This window comes from Corynebacterium sp. HMSC066C02 (assembly GCF_001814945.1).
In the GTDB taxonomy this organism is placed as follows: Bacteria; Actinomycetota; Actinomycetes; order Mycobacteriales; family Mycobacteriaceae; genus Corynebacterium; species Corynebacterium aurimucosum.
Window position 1 is genome coordinate 19,880 of the sequence record NZ_KV818439.1, and the last position, 16,697, is coordinate 36,576.

General features: G+C 59.7%; 18 protein-coding genes and 2 tRNA genes. 10 read left to right on the forward strand and 10 right to left on the reverse strand.

Annotated features, from left to right (window positions below; all coding sequences use genetic code 11):
- Positions 1–131: 131 nt before the first annotated feature.
- Both HMPREF2996_RS02570 and HMPREF2996_RS02575 read left to right on the forward strand, forming a co-directional pair.
- Positions 132–1,232, forward strand: coding sequence for a tyrosine-type recombinase/integrase (locus HMPREF2996_RS02570; RefSeq protein ID WP_070729976.1), 1,101 nt, complete (start codon positions 132–134; stop codon positions 1,230–1,232).
- A gap of 136 nt (positions 1,233–1,368) precedes the next feature.
- A complete protein-coding gene (locus tag HMPREF2996_RS02575) occupies positions 1,369–2,001 on the forward strand; it encodes an alkaline phosphatase family protein (protein WP_070443437.1) in 633 nt (210 codons plus the stop codon).
- Here HMPREF2996_RS02575 and HMPREF2996_RS02580 read toward each other — a convergent pair whose 3' ends face one another.
- Positions 2,002–2,187: a PspC domain-containing protein gene (locus HMPREF2996_RS02580; protein WP_070443435.1), complete on the reverse strand. Its 186-nt coding sequence runs from the start codon at positions 2,185–2,187 to the stop codon at positions 2,002–2,004.
- 127 nt (positions 2,188–2,314) lie between these two features.
- Here HMPREF2996_RS02580 and cmrA point away from each other — a divergent pair, with 127 nt between their 5' ends.
- Positions 2,315–3,127, forward strand: a complete 813-nt coding sequence (gene cmrA, locus HMPREF2996_RS02585) for a mycolate reductase (RefSeq protein ID WP_070644644.1) — start codon at positions 2,315–2,317, stop codon at positions 3,125–3,127.
- 47 nt (positions 3,128–3,174) lie between these two features.
- Here cmrA and HMPREF2996_RS02590 read toward each other — a convergent pair whose 3' ends face one another.
- The gene (locus HMPREF2996_RS02590; protein ID WP_070443432.1) at positions 3,175–4,719 is read right to left on the reverse strand and encodes an alanine/glycine:cation symporter family protein; all 1,545 of its coding nucleotides are present in this window, start codon (positions 4,717–4,719) and stop codon (positions 3,175–3,177) included.
- Between the two features lie 269 nt (positions 4,720–4,988).
- On the opposite strand from HMPREF2996_RS02590, the gene orn reads away from it, so the two are divergent.
- The 4 genes from orn (at position 4,989) to HMPREF2996_RS02610 (ending at position 7,351) form a co-directional block, all read left to right on the forward strand.
- The gene (orn, locus tag HMPREF2996_RS02595; protein ID WP_246821778.1) at positions 4,989–5,621 is read left to right on the forward strand and encodes an oligoribonuclease; all 633 of its coding nucleotides are present in this window, start codon (positions 4,989–4,991) and stop codon (positions 5,619–5,621) included.
- Positions 5,622–5,669: 48 nt separating this feature from the next.
- A tRNA-His gene (locus HMPREF2996_RS02600) sits at positions 5,670–5,742 on the forward strand.
- Between the two features lie 175 nt (positions 5,743–5,917).
- Complete coding sequence (locus HMPREF2996_RS02605) at positions 5,918–6,778, forward strand: siderophore-interacting protein (protein WP_070729978.1); 861 nt, start codon at positions 5,918–5,920, stop codon at positions 6,776–6,778.
- Between the two features lie 27 nt (positions 6,779–6,805).
- A complete protein-coding gene (locus tag HMPREF2996_RS02610) occupies positions 6,806–7,351 on the forward strand; it encodes a DNA-3-methyladenine glycosylase (RefSeq protein ID WP_070719336.1) in 546 nt (181 codons plus the stop codon).
- A gap of 42 nt (positions 7,352–7,393) precedes the next feature.
- Here HMPREF2996_RS02610 and sucD read toward each other — a convergent pair whose 3' ends face one another.
- The 3 genes from sucD to HMPREF2996_RS02625 all read right to left on the reverse strand — a co-directional run bounded on the left by sucD (position 7,394) and on the right by HMPREF2996_RS02625 (position 10,901).
- Positions 7,394–8,272 (reverse strand): succinate--CoA ligase subunit alpha, encoded by an 879-nt coding sequence (gene sucD / locus HMPREF2996_RS02615; RefSeq protein WP_070729980.1) that lies wholly within the window; start codon positions 8,270–8,272, stop codon positions 7,394–7,396.
- A gap of 8 nt (positions 8,273–8,280) precedes the next feature.
- On the reverse strand, positions 8,281–9,453 hold the full coding sequence (gene sucC / locus HMPREF2996_RS02620; RefSeq protein WP_210398889.1) for an ADP-forming succinate--CoA ligase subunit beta: 1,173 nt from the start codon (positions 9,451–9,453) through the stop codon (positions 8,281–8,283).
- 218 nt (positions 9,454–9,671) lie between these two features.
- Positions 9,672–10,901 (reverse strand): L,D-transpeptidase, encoded by a 1,230-nt coding sequence (locus HMPREF2996_RS02625; RefSeq protein WP_070729985.1) that lies wholly within the window; start codon positions 10,899–10,901, stop codon positions 9,672–9,674.
- Between the two features lie 289 nt (positions 10,902–11,190).
- On the opposite strand from HMPREF2996_RS02625, the gene HMPREF2996_RS02630 reads away from it, so the two are divergent.
- Positions 11,191–11,263: transfer RNA gene (locus HMPREF2996_RS02630), tRNA-Lys, on the forward strand.
- A 39-nt stretch (positions 11,264–11,302) separates the two neighbouring features.
- Here HMPREF2996_RS02630 and HMPREF2996_RS02635 read toward each other — a convergent pair.
- The 5 genes from HMPREF2996_RS02635 to HMPREF2996_RS02655 all read right to left on the reverse strand — a co-directional run bounded on the left by HMPREF2996_RS02635 (position 11,303) and on the right by HMPREF2996_RS02655 (position 15,382).
- Entirely contained in the window at positions 11,303–11,818 is a 516-nt protein-coding gene (locus HMPREF2996_RS02635; RefSeq protein ID WP_070645951.1) for a 2'-5' RNA ligase family protein, read from the reverse strand.
- Positions 11,819–11,829: 11 nt separating this feature from the next.
- The gene (locus HMPREF2996_RS02640) at positions 11,830–12,591 is read right to left on the reverse strand and encodes an ABC transporter ATP-binding protein (RefSeq protein WP_070443416.1); all 762 of its coding nucleotides are present in this window, start codon (positions 12,589–12,591) and stop codon (positions 11,830–11,832) included.
- Complete coding sequence (locus tag HMPREF2996_RS02645) at positions 12,582–13,697, reverse strand: FecCD family ABC transporter permease (protein WP_246822975.1); 1,116 nt, start codon at positions 13,695–13,697, stop codon at positions 12,582–12,584. The genes HMPREF2996_RS02640 and HMPREF2996_RS02645 overlap by 10 nt, the downstream gene beginning before the upstream one ends.
- Before the next feature lie 2 nt (positions 13,698–13,699).
- The gene (locus tag HMPREF2996_RS02650) at positions 13,700–14,836 is read right to left on the reverse strand and encodes an ABC transporter substrate-binding protein (protein WP_070443414.1); all 1,137 of its coding nucleotides are present in this window, start codon (positions 14,834–14,836) and stop codon (positions 13,700–13,702) included.
- A 267-nt stretch (positions 14,837–15,103) separates the two neighbouring features.
- Entirely contained in the window at positions 15,104–15,382 is a 279-nt protein-coding gene (locus HMPREF2996_RS02655; protein ID WP_010191207.1) for a DUF3618 domain-containing protein, read from the reverse strand.
- Between the two features lie 198 nt (positions 15,383–15,580).
- Between HMPREF2996_RS02655 and bcp the strand changes: the two genes are divergently transcribed.
- On the forward strand, positions 15,581–16,051 hold the full coding sequence (gene bcp / locus HMPREF2996_RS02660; RefSeq protein WP_070530010.1) for a thioredoxin-dependent thiol peroxidase: 471 nt from the start codon (positions 15,581–15,583) through the stop codon (positions 16,049–16,051).
- A 3-nt stretch (positions 16,052–16,054) separates the two neighbouring features.
- Positions 16,055–16,693 carry a TetR family transcriptional regulator gene (locus HMPREF2996_RS02665; protein ID WP_070729986.1) on the forward strand — a complete coding sequence of 213 codons (639 nt, stop codon included), beginning with the start codon at positions 16,055–16,057 and terminating at the stop codon, positions 16,691–16,693.
- Positions 16,694–16,697: the final 4 nt, after the last annotated feature.

The following is a 16,697-nucleotide window of genomic DNA, read 5'->3' on the forward strand; positions in this document are numbered from 1 at the left end:
CAAGACCGGCCCGTGGCGCTCAACATGTGGAAGTCGCGAGCACCAAGGGCCGGGAACACGAACCCCAAACAAGGGGTCGGAGTTGTCGCCCGGGGCGTTCTTTCAGCCCTGGCTAACAAGGAGAAATCATAATGGCAAGCATCAAACCGTACAAGACCGCAAAGGGCAGGGCGTGGCGCGTACAATACCGCAGCCCCGACGGTAAGAACCGCACAAAGCAAGGATTCAGAACAAAAAGCGCGGCACAAGCATGGGCGGATAAGAACGCCACCACCATCCGCGAAGGCGAATGGATCAACCCCAACGCCGGGCGCGTCAAAATTAAGGAACTCGGTGAACGCTGGCTCGCCATGCAAACCCACCTGAAACCATCCACGATGCGGACAACGGAGCAGACTTGGCGTATCCACGTCGAACCTCGATGGGGAGACACACCAGTCAGGGCCGTGCTGTCGTCGGAGATTCAGCACTGGCTATCAAGCACGGATCGTTCCGCATCAATCGTGAGGAAGAATCATGCAATGCTGTCGCAAATCCTTGATATGGCTGTGCGTGACGGGATTGTGAAGACGAACGCGGCGAAGGGTGTGTCGCTTCCAAGGAAGGCGAAGGCGAGGAAGGTGTATCTGAGTTGGGAGCAGCTTGCCGCGTTTGCCGAGGAGTGTGGGGATAATGCGCCTATCGTGTGGCTGCTGGGCACTGTGGGGCTTAGGTGGGGTGAGCTTGCTGGGCTGCAAGTCCAGGACGTGGATGTGCTGCGTGGTCGTATCACTGTGCGGCGTAATGCGGTGACTGTGGGGTCTGGGGTGGAGGTTGGCACTCCGAAGACTCATGAGGCGCGGGTGGTGGCTGTGCCGAGGTTTGTGATGGATATGTTGGTGCCGTTGATGGATGGAAAGGCTCAGGATTCTTGGGTGTGGTGTAGGTCTGATGGGTCGCCGTTGCGGGTTCCGTCGAATCATACGTGGTTCTATGGTGCGTTGAAACGGTGTATGGATGGGGATGATGAGTTTCCGCGTGTGACTCCGCATGGGCTTAGGCATGTGGCGGCGGGGTTGATGATTTCGTCGGGGGCGCATCCGAAGGTAGTGCAGCGGCAGTTGGGGCACGCGAGTGCGGCGATGACGTTGGATACGTATGCTGATTTGTGGGAGGACGATTTGGATGCGGTGGCGGGCAGGATGGATGAAAGTTTTTCGGAGGTCGTGGAATTGTCGTGGAAAATGGCTTAGAAGCCGTGTTTACGCTGGGCAATGGGGTGTTTGTCGCGGGTTCGAATCCTGCTGGGGGCACGCAGGTCAAGGCCACTTTCTAGGGCTTCACTAAGCCTCAGAAAGTGGCCTTTGGGCACAGATTGGACTCTCTTCCATGGACATCACCCTCGCGACTTTTGACCACGCCCCGGAATCAGCGCTGCGCGGTATGCGCTTCGCTAACGCGTGGGTACCGGCACCAAGCTATGCGGCATCACGCCGCGCGGTGCTCACCGGACAATATCCACAGCGCGGAGCCACAACGCGCATCACGGAGATTTTCAAGGCCGCTGGCTTCGAGGTTCGGGAGGATACCCAGCCAGCTTCTTCGCAGGTCTTTCGTCTTCTCGAACAGCCGAACCCCCAGCTACTGGACACCCTCGATGGTGTGGTGGCGGTGTCTTCCCTGCAGGGAGATAAGGCCGCCATGTCCCTCCTGTGGCCCGGGGTTGCAGAATCCGGAGAGTGCACAGAGCTCGTCTCCCCGCTCGACTTGGCACCCACGCTCGCGGCGATCGCGGGGCTCGATGTGCGCCCCAACGCCCCGCTGTCTTTCGATGGGCTCAACTTGGTGCCGGTCCTCCGCTACGGGGCATCCGGGCACGCGGCTCTCTTCTTCGACAACGGCGTGCGCATGCAGGACGCCGTGCTTGTCGACGACTCCGCCACCCCACCCAGCGCCTTGCCGCGCTTGCGCGAAGAGTGGGAAACGTGGAAGCGGTTCATGGCTCTGGGCCCGCTGCAGTAACTACTCCACTGGGATGACAACCCAGAGGATGAGGTAGAGCAGAATGCCTGAGAAGCCCAGTAGGGTCGCAACAACGAAGAGAATGCGCACCAGGGTCGGATCAAGGTTGTAGGTGTGTGCGATGCCGCCGCACACACCTCCGAGCATCGTGTCAGTTGTGGAACGGGTCAAACGTTGGTTGTTCATGATCTCTCCTTTCACCTTCCATTATCCAGAGTTGGGACTGAGGATTCATCGGTGTTTACCCTGATTTAAACCCTGATTGCTCTACGCTGGGTGGAGACTTCCCACCCTGAGAGAAAGGATGCCGCTTATGGCTCACTCCCCTGGGCTGCCCGCCCCTACCCGCTCCTCCTATGCGCTGCTGACCGGCGCTAGCCAGGGAATTGGCGCTGCGATGGCCAAGGACCTGGCCGCCCGCGGCTACAACGTCATCCTCGTCGCACGCCGCGAAGACGTCCTCGAGTCCATCGCTGCGGATCTGCGCTCACGCCACGAGGTGGACGCCATTGCGCTGGCAGCGGACCTCTCCGAGGCAGCGGACGTGGACCGCGTCATCGAGTTCATGGCGGGCAAGGAAATTTCCATCATCGTCAACTCAGCGGGTATCGCCAGCTTTGGCAAGTTCATGGATCAGGACTGGGACTATGAAACCCGGCAGTTCGACCTCAACGGCAAGGCCGTTCACCGTCTGACGCGCGCTGCTCTGGAGCAGATGCTGCCGCGGCGCAGCGGCGCTATCTGCAATGTGGGCTCGGCGGCGGGCAACGTTTCCATTCCAAACAATGCCACCTATGTTTTCACCAAGGCAGGTGTCAATGCCTTTACTGAGGCCCTGCACTACGAGCTCAAGGGCTCCGGCGTGACCTGCACGCTGCTTGCCCCTGGCCCGGTGCGCGATGCCGTCATCCCCGAAGAAGAGCAATCGATCGTGGACAAGGTCGTCCCGGATTTCTTGTGGACCACCTACGAGTCTTGCTCTGAAGAAACTCTGGAGGCCATGGCCCGCAACCAGCGCCGCGTGGTCCCCGGGCCACTTTCGAAAGCAATGAACGCGCTGGGTAAGATTGTGCCCACCCCAATTGCTGCACCGCTCATCGGTAGCTTCTATTCGAAGATGGCTTAGAACACCACAATGCCCGCTCTCCTGTTTTAAAGAGAGCGGGCATTGCTTTACTTACCTTGGAGCGGCGATTGCTCCGCGATAGCTTTCTGCGCGGCTTCCTGCCGGGCAGCCTTGCGCTCTACCCAGAACTCTGCGTTCTTGATTCCCAACGCCTCTGGGTCAAACTGCGGGTCCTTGCCAGCAGCCTTCTGTGCGCTGTAGTCCTTGAGGCACTTGAGAGCCGGGACCTGCAGGAAGAGGATGGCGATGATGTTAAGCCATGCAGTCGCGCCAACGCCGATATCACCCAGCGCCCAGGCTGCACCCGGAGTCGTGGTAGCTCCGACAATCACGGAGACCACGAGGAGAATGCGCAGGAGCCACACCAGCGCGCGACGGGTGGTCTTGTTGCTGATCCAGCGGTTGAAGTAGGTCAGGTTGACCTCTGCCATGTAGTAGTAGGCCAAGACGGTAGTAAAGGCAAAGAACGCGATGGCGATGGCAATGAAGCTCGGTCCGAAACCTGCCAACAGGGTGTCTAGACCGTGCTGGACAAAGCCCGGGCCCACCTCAACACCATCCGGGATAGAGCCGGCATAACGCACGGGACCGTCCTCAGATTCGCCCTCGAAGACCTTGTACATGTCGGTAGAGATGATGATGAAGGCGGTTGCGGAGCATACGAAGAGGGTATCGATGTACACCGCGAAAGCCTGAACGAACCCCTGCTTAGCTGGGTGGGACACCTCCGCGGCCGCAGCAGACTGCGGACCGGTACCCTGACCAGCCTCGTTGGAGTAAATACCGCGCTTGACTCCCCACATGATGGCCGAGCCCAACAGGCCGGAGAAGGCCTGCTCGGCGCCGAAAGCAGACTTAAAGATCATGCCGAAGACTTCGGGAATCTGGTTAAAGTTCATGATCAGAATGATGATGGCAAAGAGAATGTAGGCAGCCGCCATGAACGGAACCACGAGGGACGCGAAGTTCGCGATGCGCTTGACACCACCGATAATGATGATGGCTAGAATCCCGCCCAGAACCAGGGCAGACCAGCCGACTTCAATACCCCAAGCGTTCTGGACTGCAGCGGCCACGCCGTTCGCCTGGATACCAGGCAGGAAGTAGCTGGTGGCCAGGATCATCGCAATGGCGAAGACGATGCCATAAACCACCATGAATGGTCCGGCCTTAGTGTGCTTGTAGGCCTTCTCGATGTAATAAGCCGGGCCACCACGGTACTCACCGGTGTCCTGGTCCTTCTCCTTATAAACCTGCGCCAGAGTACATTCCACAAACGAGGTGGCAGATCCCAGCAGGGCCACGGCCCACATCCAGAACACCGCACCTGGTCCACCGAAGGCAATAGCCGTCGCTACACCAGCGATATTGCCCACGCCGACACGGCCCGCTAGCGAAATCATCAGCGACTGGAAGGAGGAGACACCCGAATCGGAGCTTTCACCATCCTTCAGCTGCTTAATCATGTCCGGAATGCAGCGTACCTGCAAGAACTTGGTGGCCACGGTGAAATAGATTCCCGCGCCAAGACACAGGAAGACTAGTGCTGGTGACCAAATCAAAGAGTTGAGGGTGTCGAGAAAGGCTGACATCGGTAGGTTACCGTCCTTCGCAATATGTGAGTGCCGTCACGTTAAAGGCTGACCTAATAATGCCCCTTCCACGACGACTTTCGTGCGTGAACTCATAAAAAAGTTGAGAAGGCGCCACCCTCAACATTGACATCCAGCACAAATCCCCAGCACATATCGATTAAGAGACCGATTTCGATAAGCACACTCTTCCCCCACCCCCACTTACCCCCACCGAGCCAAGAGCGCGCGTTCCCGACCACGCCCCAAGAGAAACTATGGTGGAAGACATGAGTGATATCCCCGCTAAGAACGACCGCCTCGTCTGGATCGACCTGGAGATGACCGGGCTTAATCCGAAGCGCCACGTGATCGTGGAAGTTGCCGCCGTGATTACCGACGCCGAACTGAACATTCTCGACGAGGGCATTGACCTCGTCGTCCACGCCACGGAGGAAGAACTCGCGCAGATGGATGACTTCGTCACCGAGATGCACGCGAAGTCTGGGCTGGACAAGGAGATTCGGGAATCTGTAATCACGATTAAGGAGGCAGAGGAGGCGGTGCTGAAGCTCGTCGAGAAGCACTGCGACGCCAATCATCCGGCACCCCTTGCCGGCAATTCCATCGCTACGGACCGCACCTTTATTCGCGAATACATGCCGCGCCTGGACGCCGCGCTGCACTACCGAATGATTGATGTCTCCACAATTAAGGAGCTGGCACGCCGCTGGCACCCGCGGGCCTATTACAACCAGCCCGACAAGGGGATGGCACATCGAGCCTTGCAGGACATCATCGAGTCCATTCGCGAGCTCGATTTTTATCGCCGCAGTGTGTTCCGCACAGATAACGGCCCCTCCACCCCGGAAGCTGAGGAGCTCAAGGCGGCTACTACCAACGACTACCAGGCGTTTTTGTAAAACGGACAACGTGGGTTAACCTGTATCTCGTTGCTTTCCGCAACGATGGTGGCTGTAGTTCAGCTGGTAGAGCACCAGGTTGTGATCCTGGGTGTCGCGGGTTCGAGCCCCGTCAGCCACCCCGAATAGACCCCGCATTCTGCTTGAGTAGGATGCGGGGTCAACTTTTTGCATTGAGCCTCAGCACCCCCAAGCCCCCAACCTGCCGGCCTTGAGTATGTTAGCCTTACCTAATTGCATGGTGCGTAGGCTTCCGCCAGCACAGCACCTCAAGTTTTCAAAGGACAGTGATAACGATGGCTGGCCAAGCTAAAGAGGCAGCGCCGAAGCACAAGCCCCGCAAGGCGCATGAAGCAACCGTGACTGGTCGCCACCAGGTTTCTACGGATTTGATTCGGTTGAGCATGAACTCTCCGGCTTTTGTAGGCAAGGAGCTGGAGTTTACGGATCACTACATCAAGTTATTATTCGTGCCAGAAAGCGCCGATTATTCTTGGCCATTTGATGTCCAGCAGATTCGCGAAGAGCAGCCGCGTGATAAGCAACCAATTCTCCGCACCTACACCCTGATTAACCTAGACCCGGAGACCGGGGACTTCGACGTTGTTTTTGTCACCCACGGTGATTCCGGTCTGGCTGGTCCGTGGGCACGAGTCGCTAAGGCCGGAGAGAAGATCGGCTTCCTCGGCCCAGGTGGCGCGTGGGGACCTGCCGAAGAATATGAGCACTTCATCTTCGCCGGCGATGAATCTGCGGCACCGGCCATCGGCGCTGGTCTGCGCCACCTCCCTGAGGGCGCGACCACTACGGCCTTCATCGAGATCGAAGACGAAGACCGCAAGTTCGAGCTGCCCACCCGCGAAGGCGTGGAGATCGTCTGGGTGATCCGCAATGGCGCTACCCACGGCACTGAGCTATCCCGCGTGGTACGCGAGGCTGGTATCCCCAAGGGGAAGAAAACCAGCTGGTTCATCCACGGTGTCGCCGAGATGATCAAAGAGCTGCGTCGCTTCCTTTTCGTGGAATCTGGAATTCCCAAGGAAGACGTTTCTATCTCTGGCTACTGGCGTATCGGAATGACTGAGGACCAATGGCAATCCTCCAAGCGCGAATTCAATGCAGAGATTGAAGCAGAGGAAGAAAGAGCTAAGGCCTAACGCTTGTTTTCACGTTAGACTGCGGCAATGATCGATTTCACCGACACCGCCGACGTCGTTGCTCCCCAGCTTCTGGGCACGGTGCTCACGCACAACGGCGTTTCAGTACGCATCACGGAGGTCGAGGCTTACCTCGGCGCAGACGATGAGGCCTCACACACTTTTAAGGGCCGCACGCCGCGCAACGCAGCCATGTTTGGCCCACCCGGGCGCCTCTACGTCTACATGTCTTATGGCATCCATCGGAACGGCAATCTCGTCTGCGCGCCCGAAGGCACCGGTCAGGGTTGCTTGCTCCGCGGCGGAGAAGTCATCGACGGGCTAGACATTGCCTACCAGCGCCGGGGCGACACGGATTTTCATAATCTCGCCCGCGGCCCTGGCAATTTGGGCAAGGCCTTAGGATTCAGCCTTGAAGATAACGGAACCCCGGTAAAACTTGGCGCACGCGAAGAGGAGCCCGAGTGGGTCCGCGGGCCGCGCATCGGCATCTCAAAGAACCAAGACGCCGCGCTGCGATTCTGGATTCCCTTCGACAAGACAGTGTCTCGACGTCGCGGTCTCCCCCGCTAGCCCCTACCGGCGCATGAGTCCTGAGACTCATGCGCCTTATCTTTAAGCCAAGGCTGCTCGCACCAGCTCCGCGGCCTGCGAGGGGGTCTTGCCCACCTTCACGCCGGCCGCTTCCAGCGCCGCCTTCTTGCCTTCTGCCGTACCAGAACCGCCAGACACGATGGCGCCAGCATGGCCCATCGTCTTGCCTTCCGGCGCGGTAAAGCCCGCGATATACGCAATCACCGGCTTCGTGACGTGGTCCTTGATATAGGCAGCGGCATGCTCCTCTGCATCACCGCCGATTTCACCGATCATAATGATCGCCTCGGTATCCGGATCATTCTGGAAGGCCTCAATCGCTGAAATGTGCGTGGTCCCGATAATCGGATCTCCACCGATTCCCACGCACGTGCTAAAGCCAATATCGGATAGCTCGTACATCATCTGATACGTCAGGGTGCCCGACTTCGACACCAAGCCAATCTTTCCTGGGTTTGGCGCAGTCTCTGCCGGAATAATGCCCGCATTAGATTCACCCGGTGTGTAGAGCCCCGGACAGTTCGGCCCAATGATGCGGGTTTTGGATTCTCGTCCCAGCGCATAGAGCTCAGCGGTGTCCTTCACCGGAATTCCTTCCGTAATGATGACCACGAGTTCAATACCGGCGCGGATGGCTTCTTCCGCTGCGTCCTTAGTGAACTTTGCCGGCACAAAAATGACGGTGACATTGGCATCGGTAGCCTGCATGGCCTCACGCACGCTACCGAAGACGGGAATCTCACGCCCCTCAATATCCACGCGCTCACCTGCCTTGCGCGGGTTGACCCCACCTACGATGGTGGAGCCGGATTCCAGCATGCGACGCGTGTGCTTCATACCTTCGGACCCCGTCATGCCCTGGACAATGATCCGCGAGTCTTTGTTGAGAAAAATCGACATGTCTACTCCTAGTTCGCCAGCTCCGCAGCCCGGCGGGCCGCAGCGTCCATGGTTTCAACCTGCTCCAGTTTGGGCAGGTGTGCGTCATTCAGAATCGTGCGTCCCAATTCCGCGTTGTTGCCATCCAGGCGCACCACGAGCGGCTTGGGTTCAATCCCCTCCGAGTCCAGGATTTTGTAGGCCTGCACGATGCCCTTGGCCACTTCATCGCAGGCGGTAATACCGCCGAAGACATTGACAAAGACCGATTTCACCTGCGGATCACTGAGAATCACTTCGAGCCCGTTGGCCATCACCTCCGCATTAGCGCCACCACCGATATCGAGGAAGTTCGCGGGCTTCGGCTGCGAAGAAAAAACCTCGCCGGCATAGGCCACGACGTCGAGCGTGGACATCACGAGGCCAGCGCCATTGCCGATAATCCCCACGGAACCGTCAAGCTTCACGTAGTTCAACCCCATCTTCTGCGCCTTGAGCTCCAGCGGATCGGTCGCCCCGTGGTCTTGGAGGTCCCGGTGCTCGGGGTGGCGGAACTGCGCGTTATCGTCCAGCGTGATTTTGCCATCGAGCGCGATGATCTCACCGCTCGATGTCTTGACCAGTGGGTTCACCTCTACAAGCGTGGCGTCTTCTTCCGTGTACACCGTGTAGAGCTTCTTGAATACGGGCACCAGCTTGGCGACGTCCCCCTCGTCAAACCCCGCCTCATACGCCATGTCTCGAGCGAGGGTGTCTGTCATGCCATCGAGTGGGGAGAAGCTGCGCTTAATCAGGGCATCTGGGCGCTCTTCGGCCAGCTTCTCAATCTCCACGCCGCCTTCTTTGGAGAGCATGGCCAGGTAACGGCGTTTGGTGCGGTCCAGGAGGATGGAGAAGTAGTATTCCGCAGCGATGTCGGCACCTTCTGCCACCATGACCTTGCGCACGGTGTGCCCCTTGATCTTCAGGCCTAGAATCTCATTGGCCTTCTCCGCGGCTTCCGCAGGACTGTGCGCTAGCTTGACTCCCCCAGCCTTTCCGCGCCCACCGGTTTTGATTTGTGCTTTGACCACGACCACCGGTGTCCCCAACTTCACGGCTGCTTCTTCAGCCTGCACGGCCGAGGTCGCAACGATGCCTTTGAGGGTGGGAACGCCATGAGCTTCAAAGAGGTCTCGAGCTTGGTACTCGTAGAGATCCACTTCTGCCTCCATCTTTGCAGTGAATAACTAGTTCTCCACAAGATTCACCAAAACAAAGACGTGATGCAAACCACTTTGCAGAAATTAAAGTATTACACTTCACACACTTTGCATTACATGCGCGCACGTCGCAATGCTGCCCGTTACAGCCATTTAGGCCACTGACGCCGAATTAGCTGTTTTAACTTTCGGGTGCACCCTGATCGATCCCCGGGGAGCTACTGATTAGCGGTAGCATTCCCCGCAGACCACGTCTCCCAGTCCATATTCCAGTCCCCTAGACCATCGAGCGCACTCAGCACACCACCGCCGGTGTTGGAAACCCTCACAATATCGCCGCGTTTGACCGTGTTTTGGAACCACTGAGCAGCCTCAGTAGTTACATTGATACAGCCGTGGGACTGGTTGTAACTGCCCATCGCACCCACAGCCCAAGGCGCCGCATGGACATAGATTCCGGAATAGGACATCTGCGTCGCCCACTGAACGTCGGTCTTGTAACCGCCAGCGTCGAGAGCCAGGCCAAAGGTAGTCGAGTCCATGGTGAGGGACGGGTACTGGTCACCGATGATGTAGGCGCCGTTCGGGGTATCCCACTGGCCATCCCTGCCCATCGAGACAGGAATACGTCGCAGCACCTCACCATTCTTGAACACCGACATCATCTTCGTGTTGTTATCGATCAGCGTGATGACGCGGTCGCCGATAGTGAAGTTGGTGGAGGCATCCTCGCCGCCGTAGACGCCGCCGCCAAGGTTACGGCCGTAGAGATCGACGTCAACAGTCACCTTCGTACCCGGCTCCCAATAGTTTTCCGGACGCCACCGCACTTCCTGGTTATTCACCCAGTAAAAAGCACCGTCGACGGCGGGCTCTGTTTTGACCGTAATGGCCTTTTCGGCCGCCTTGCGGTCAGTGACGTAGTTGCCAAAGCGCACGCCGATAACCTGACCCACGCCTACTTCGGAGTCCGGCAGTGGGCTCAAAGCTACCTCGGATACCCCTGCGGCCTGCGGGGTGGTGAACGTGATGGTCTTGTGGGTGCCATCTTTGTCCGTGGCATCGATGGTGTACGTGCGGTTATATCCCAGCACCTCAGCACTCTTCCACGTGGTCGAGTCCGAGGACAGCTCATCTTCCACTTCAATGCCAGCCTCGTTGGTCATCGTCACCGACTTCAGGCCAGCCGGGGAGTTCACTTCTACCGGTTCGGATGGATCAACATTGCTAGCACCGTCCTTGACGGAAAACTTCAGCTGCTTCGCTTTAGCGGCTGCCGAGGCCGACGCCTCCGCCGAAGCACTCGTCTGAGCATCTGCTTCCGATTGGTTTTCGGCTGGGCCAGAATCCGCGGCCCCGCCGATGGTGCAGGCGGCCAGAAGGGAAGCCGTTGCAACGAGGCTCGAGAGAAGTACTGCGGGACGTGCAGAAGGGAATAGAGAACGCACAGAAACCCCTAGCTCATAGAAATGATTAAAGACAATGACAAGAGTTCTCATAGCCTAACCGCCAGCGCACCTCTCAAACCAGTTGACGCCACCACCCTTAACCGTTTCGTTACCCACCCGTTGCGCACCCAATTCGCCCCTCCTTCAAAGCGGCCACAACGCCACCACCGAAGACCCCAATAAACCACCAACTACCTGGCGATTTTACCTTTTTACAAAGAGGGTGTTAAAGTTACATCTCGTTGCACGGCAGGCACTGAGGAAATCAGCAGTCACCGAGTAAACACAAGCGCCATTAGCTCAATTGGCAGAGCAACTGACTCTTAATCAGTGGGTTCGGGGTTCGATTCCCTGATGGCGCACAGTTCAACCCCCTTCATCCTTCGATGAAGGGGGTTTCCTCATTCCGTGGCCGCCCCAAAGACCTCCAGGCGCTGCGTCTTGGGCCGCCACCAGGCGGCAGATTCTGCCCTGAATTCTTTATGCTCCGGCCCGGCAATCTCATCGAGGACGCGCATATAGTCAGGCACCAGCGCCCGGGGCAGGCGCAGGCCCATCGTCAGATGCGGCGTCCACCGTGGTCCGCGCCCCTCGGGGTTCTTAGCGCTTATCTTCCGCGCCGCAATTTCTAGCTCATCGGTGGTCTCCAGAAGCCAGGCCACGGTCTGCTTGCTTTTCCTTCCGAAGACCACCGTTCCTACGCGATGAAATTGCGCCGGCATCAGCGGTGGGAGCAGGCTGCGAGCCTCGTCAACGACTGAAGTCTCGAGCACCGGCGCGAACGTCACCGTAATGTGCGGGCGCTGGTGCTGCACCGGAAAGCCACGCTGAGCCAGGGCTGCGTAGACTTCCCGGATGGTGTTTTCGTCCTCCGGGGTGAGGTACAACAGGAGGTTCTCGGGCGAATTTCGGCTCACACGGCCCGAGTCTAACTAACCTCCCGCAGCGCCACGACGGGTTGCCCGCGGTGGTCCAGCACATCCGTCTCTACGCCGTAGACCTCGCGCAAGAGTTCCTCCGTGAGCACCTCCCCCGGCGCGCCATGGGCGCGGGCCTTGCCACCGTGGAGCACGACGAGCTGGTCACACATCCGGGCCGCCAGGTTGATGTCATGAATCGCTACCAACGCGAGGCTGCCTTCCTCCCGAGCTTTTGCCCGCACGCGGCCCAAGACGAAGAGCTGGCGGTTGAGATCGAGGGCGGAGGTGGGTTCGTCGAGAAGCATAAGCCCAGGGGTCCCCACCAGCATCTGCGCCACGGCGACGAGCTGGCGCTGGCCGCCGGAGAGCTCGTTGAGGTAGCGCTGCGCAATGTCGTCGAGCCCCATGGAGTGCAGGACCTCGGCGGTGCGGGTGACGGGGTCCTCACATGCTTCCCGACGCGCCGCAATCAGCACCGCCTCAAACGCCCGCAGCGCCGCGGTGTGCGGCAGCCCCTGCGGCACATAGCCGATAAGCTGGCGGCGCCGCTGTCCGCTCGGAACCTGGCCGTCGACGCGAAAGCCCACCGTGCCACCCCGCGCGCGGTGCACCCCGGCGAGCGTCTTGATGGTGGTGGTCTTGCCGGACGCGTTCGGCCCCAGCAGCCCCACGACCTGCCCGCCGCACAGGGTGGGAAGGCTCAGCCCGTCCACCACCGTGCGCGAGCCATAGCCGGCAGATAGATCGGTGATGGTGAGTTCTACGTCCACAATGCCCTCCTTCGGGTCATGACGATGGCGATGAAGAACGGCACGCCCAGAAGCGAGGTGACGATGCCAATGGGGATGGCGAGCCCGGGCTTAATCAGGAGGCTTAGCGCGTGGGCGGCGCACATCACCGCCGCGCCCGCGGCCATGGAGGCCGGCACGAAGTAGCGCTGGTCCTCGCCCACCAACATGCGCGCGATGTGCGGGCCCACCAGGCCGATAAATCCGATGATGCCGGCAAAAGCCACGGTGGTTGCCGCGACGAGTGAGACCACGACGAGAACAATCACGCGCAGGCGGGAAGTGTTGATGCCGAGGGCGGTGGCGCGGGCGTCGCCAAGCCGCAACGCCGTCAGCCGCCACGACAGCGCGCCCAGGATGGGCAACGCCACCGCAAGCACGCCGGCCAGCACGGCGTTGGCCTGCCAACTAGCGCGGGTGAGGGAACCCATGGACCAGAAAACGATCTGCTGGAGAGCCTCGCTAGAAGAGCGGTATTGGATGAGCGCCAACATGGCCTGGAAGAAGAAGACGAGGCCGATACCGAGCAGCACCATCGTCTCGGACTTCGCACCGCGGATGACGGCGGCGACGACGATGATGGCCGTGGCCAGCGCCGCCGACAGCCACGCGATGAGCGCGAGGTTGAACTGCGGCTGGGCCAGGAGCTGCCACCGCAGAACGATGGCGCTGGCCCCGCCGAAAGCAGCCGCCGCGGAGATGCCGAGGGTAAAAGGCTCCGCCAGCGGATTATCCAGGATGGTCTGCATCTGCGCGCCAGCCAGTGACAGGCTAGCCCCGATGAGCAGCGCCATGACGGCCATAGGCAGGCGCAGGCTCCACAGGACTGTACGCGTTTGCTTGTCGACGCCTCCCGGGTCCACCATCCCCCGCAACACCTGCCCCGGGGTGAGGTCGATGGCGCCAACGATCACGCTCACGACGAAGGCGGCGAGTGCTACGACGATAAGCCCGGCGACGATAGCGATGCGGCGGCGGGTCACTCGGGAATGTTCGTGCGCGAGGGCCTCCACAGGAAGTTCCGCGGTTTCTGCACGCGTGGTTCGTTCAGGGTTTGCCGTGCGCGTGGTTGATGTGAGAATGCTCATGACTAGTTGGTGCTGAAGAAGGTTCCGTCGCCGGGGACGGGCGAGTATTTCTCTTGGGCTTCGGCCCATTCTTGCTGGACGTTGACGTCTGCGTAGTCCTCCGGGTGGAGCCACGCGGCGATCTGGAGGAGTGCCAGGTAGTTGAAGGGCGAGTTGTAGAACTGGTGCCACAGGCCGTGGAGGTTGTGCTCCTTGACGGCAGAGAGGTCCTCAAAACCAGGTTGGACGCCGGCCAGTGAAGCGGCGCTGTCGTGGGCATCCTTATCGCTGATGCCATAGCCGGCGGCAGCGAAGCCGGTGTGGCCCTTTGCGTTATCCACCTTGGCGGACCAGTCACCGCCAGTGGCGATGATCATGTCGGGATCGGCGTCGATGACCTTCTCCGGGGTCAGCGCGCCGGACTCGCCCTCGATGATGCCATCTGCCACGTTCTTTCCGCCGGCGACATTGACCAGTTCAGAAATGTTGGAGTCGTTCCACGAGCCGCAGCAATCTGAGATACCTGCTGCACGCCACACGAAGGTGGACGGCTTATCCTGCGCCTTCTTTGCGCGCTCAGTTACCAGGTCAACGTTCTTTTGCCAGTCTGCGATGAACTCCTCCGCGCGGTCCTCGTGGCCGAAGATATCGGCGAAGATTTCCATGGTGGGCACGGTGTTCTCCAAGGGCTTGGAACGGAAGTCTGTGACGGCATAGGTCAGGCCGGCCTGGTCCAGCTTGTCGGTGAGCCCGGCGGTCTGGGAGGCCTCATATTGATCCTTGGAGAGCACGATGAGGTCCGGGTCGAGGCTGATGAGCTCCTCCACGGTGACGTCACCCTTGGTGAAGCCGCCGATTTCCGGCAGCTCGTTGACTTTGGGCGTGGTCTTTTCCAGCTCGCGGTAGTAGTCGGGCACATTCTGCTTCAGGTCCGATCCGATGGCCACGACCTTGTCCAGCGGGTCTTCCTTGTTGAGGATGCCGGTGGCAAAGACACTGCGGCCCTCTCCCAGGATGACGCGTTCCGGCGCGTGGTCCAGCTCCACCTGGCGGCCGGCAAGGTCTGTGAAACTCACAGCAGCAGTCCCGGCCTGCTCGCTGCCAGCACCGGCATTGTCGGCGGCACAGCCCGCCAGCGCGCCGGCCAGCGCCGCCACCATGGCGCACGCCCCTACCACTCGCCCGGTGCGTGGACGGGATGCCTGACCTGCAGGCGTCGATACGTGAAGCACAATTTCTCCTTCAAACTTTCGTCTTGCGGTCTGTCCGGAGGTTCATACTACACAGTCAGGTAAGGCTACCCAAAGCTGTCATAGGGTAGGCAATGCTCTTTCTAATTTATGCGGAGCGTAAAAAGGCCCCACCCCAGGCATTCCCCAAGGCAGGGCCTCTCTGCGCGCAGTCGCGCCCACTGGCGCGCGCCCGCGCTAGCGACGCTCAGCGAGCAGGCGCTGCAGCTCCTTGATATCGGACTTACGGCGCTTGGAGCGGAAGACGGAAAAAGCGATGAGGCCTACGACGGCCGCGCCAACGCCGGCGAGCGCCATCTGCACATTGCGCTCCTGCAGCTTCTGGGTTGCCGCGCCCTTAGCATCCTCGACGAAGTTCTGCGGCTTGCTGCGATCAGCGAGCTCATCCAAGGTACTAGCCAGCTGACGGCGGGTGCGCTCGATGTCGCGCTGGATATCATCAATGTTGCGTGCCACGTGAATCTCCTGAATTTTGACTTCGTTCGGTGTTGTTGCGGTTAGCTTCTATCTAACCGTTGTGGTTCTAACGTGGACATTCTACATTGACCGCCAGCGTGTCTGCAGAGTCGGTCAACGTTTATCTCACCCACGCTGCACCGAGTGAACATCGATGAGCGAAAGAGCCCTTGAACAGAGCACGGTAAGGTAGACACCATGACTGAAGCACAACGACTGTCCGTAGGGGACAAAGCCCCCGCTTTTTCCTTGAGCGATGATGCCGGCAACACCGTGAGCCTGAGCGACTACGCCGGCCAGCGCGTCGTGGTTTATTTCTACCCGCGCGCCAACACCCCTGGCTGCACGAAGGAAGCCTGCGACTTCCGCGACAGCCTGGAACAACTCAATGGCATGAACATCGCCGTGGTGGGAATCTCCCCTGACAAGCCCGAGGCACTGGCGAAGTTCCGCGAGGACCACGAGCTGAATTTCCCGTTGCTGTCTGACCCCGACAAGGAGGTCATGACGGCTTATGCTGCTTTCGGCGAGAAGAAAAACTACGGCAAGATCGTCCAGGGTGTTATCCGCTCTACCTTCCTCGTCGAGGAAGACGGCACGATCGGCCAGGCCATGTACAACGTCAAGGCCACCGGCCACGTCGCACGCGTGCTCAAGGGGCTCAACTAGGCCGTGGAATCTAGCTCGAAGTCACCGGAGATTCTGGTCCCTAGGCGCCGCCCAGCGCAGGCACGCAGCCGGGCCAAGTATGACCGGATTTTGTCCTGCGCGCGTCAGGCGCTCGTGGACTATGGCTTTGAGTCTTTTACCTTCGACGAGGTCTCGCGCCGCGCGGAAGTACCGATTGGCACGCTCTACCAGTACTTTGCCAACAAGTACGTGCTGATCTGCGAGCTCGACCGCCAAGACACCGCGGAAATGCTAGCTGAAGTTGAGCGCTTTTCCCAACGCGTGCCGGCCCTGCAGTGGCCGGACTTCCTGGAAGAATTCATCGACCGTATGGCCCGCGTCTGGCGCAACGACCCCTCTCGCCGCGCCGTGTGGCACGCCGTGCAGTCCACACCCGCGACCCGCGCCACGGCCGCCGACACGGAGCTCAGCCTGCTCAAGCCCATCGCGGAAATCATCGAGCCTCTTGCCCAGGGCATGGACGCCGACGCCCGAGTGGAAATCGCCGCCTTCCTCGTCCACACCGTGGTCTCGCTGCTTAATTACAGCACCATGCGCTCGGAGGAGAGCTTCGATGGCGTGGTGGAAGAAATTAAGCGCATGCTCATCGCCTACCTCTTCGCCATCGCGACCAGCGCCTAGGTCA

Excerpts from the sequence above, each read along its gene's own strand:
- HMPREF2996_RS02570 (WP_070729976.1), top strand. The coding sequence starts at position 132 with ATGGCAAGCATCAAACCGTACAAGACCGCAAAGGGCAGGGCGTGGCGC.
- HMPREF2996_RS02575 (WP_070443437.1), top strand. The coding sequence starts at position 1,369 with ATGGACATCACCCTCGCGACTTTTGACCACGCCCCGGAATCAGCGCTG.
- HMPREF2996_RS02580 (WP_070443435.1), bottom strand. The coding sequence starts at position 2,187 with ATGAACAACCAACGTTTGACCCGTTCCACAACTGACACGATGCTCGGA.
- cmrA (WP_070644644.1), top strand. The coding sequence starts at position 2,315 with ATGGCTCACTCCCCTGGGCTGCCCGCCCCTACCCGCTCCTCCTATGCG.
- HMPREF2996_RS02590 (WP_070443432.1), bottom strand. The coding sequence starts at position 4,719 with ATGTCAGCCTTTCTCGACACCCTCAACTCTTTGATTTGGTCACCAGCA.
- orn (WP_246821778.1), top strand. The coding sequence starts at position 4,989 with ATGAGTGATATCCCCGCTAAGAACGACCGCCTCGTCTGGATCGACCTG.
- HMPREF2996_RS02605 (WP_070729978.1), top strand. The coding sequence starts at position 5,918 with ATGGCTGGCCAAGCTAAAGAGGCAGCGCCGAAGCACAAGCCCCGCAAG.
- HMPREF2996_RS02610 (WP_070719336.1), top strand. The coding sequence starts at position 6,806 with ATGATCGATTTCACCGACACCGCCGACGTCGTTGCTCCCCAGCTTCTG.
- sucD (WP_070729980.1), bottom strand. The coding sequence starts at position 8,272 with ATGTCGATTTTTCTCAACAAAGACTCGCGGATCATTGTCCAGGGCATG.
- HMPREF2996_RS02645 (WP_246822975.1), bottom strand. The coding sequence starts at position 13,697 with ATGAGCATTCTCACATCAACCACGCGCACGGCAAACCCTGAACGAACC.
- HMPREF2996_RS02650 (WP_070443414.1), bottom strand. The coding sequence starts at position 14,836 with ATGGTGGCGGCGCTGGCCGGCGCGCTGGCGGGCTGTGCCGCCGACAAT.
- bcp (WP_070530010.1), top strand. The coding sequence starts at position 15,581 with ATGACTGAAGCACAACGACTGTCCGTAGGGGACAAAGCCCCCGCTTTT.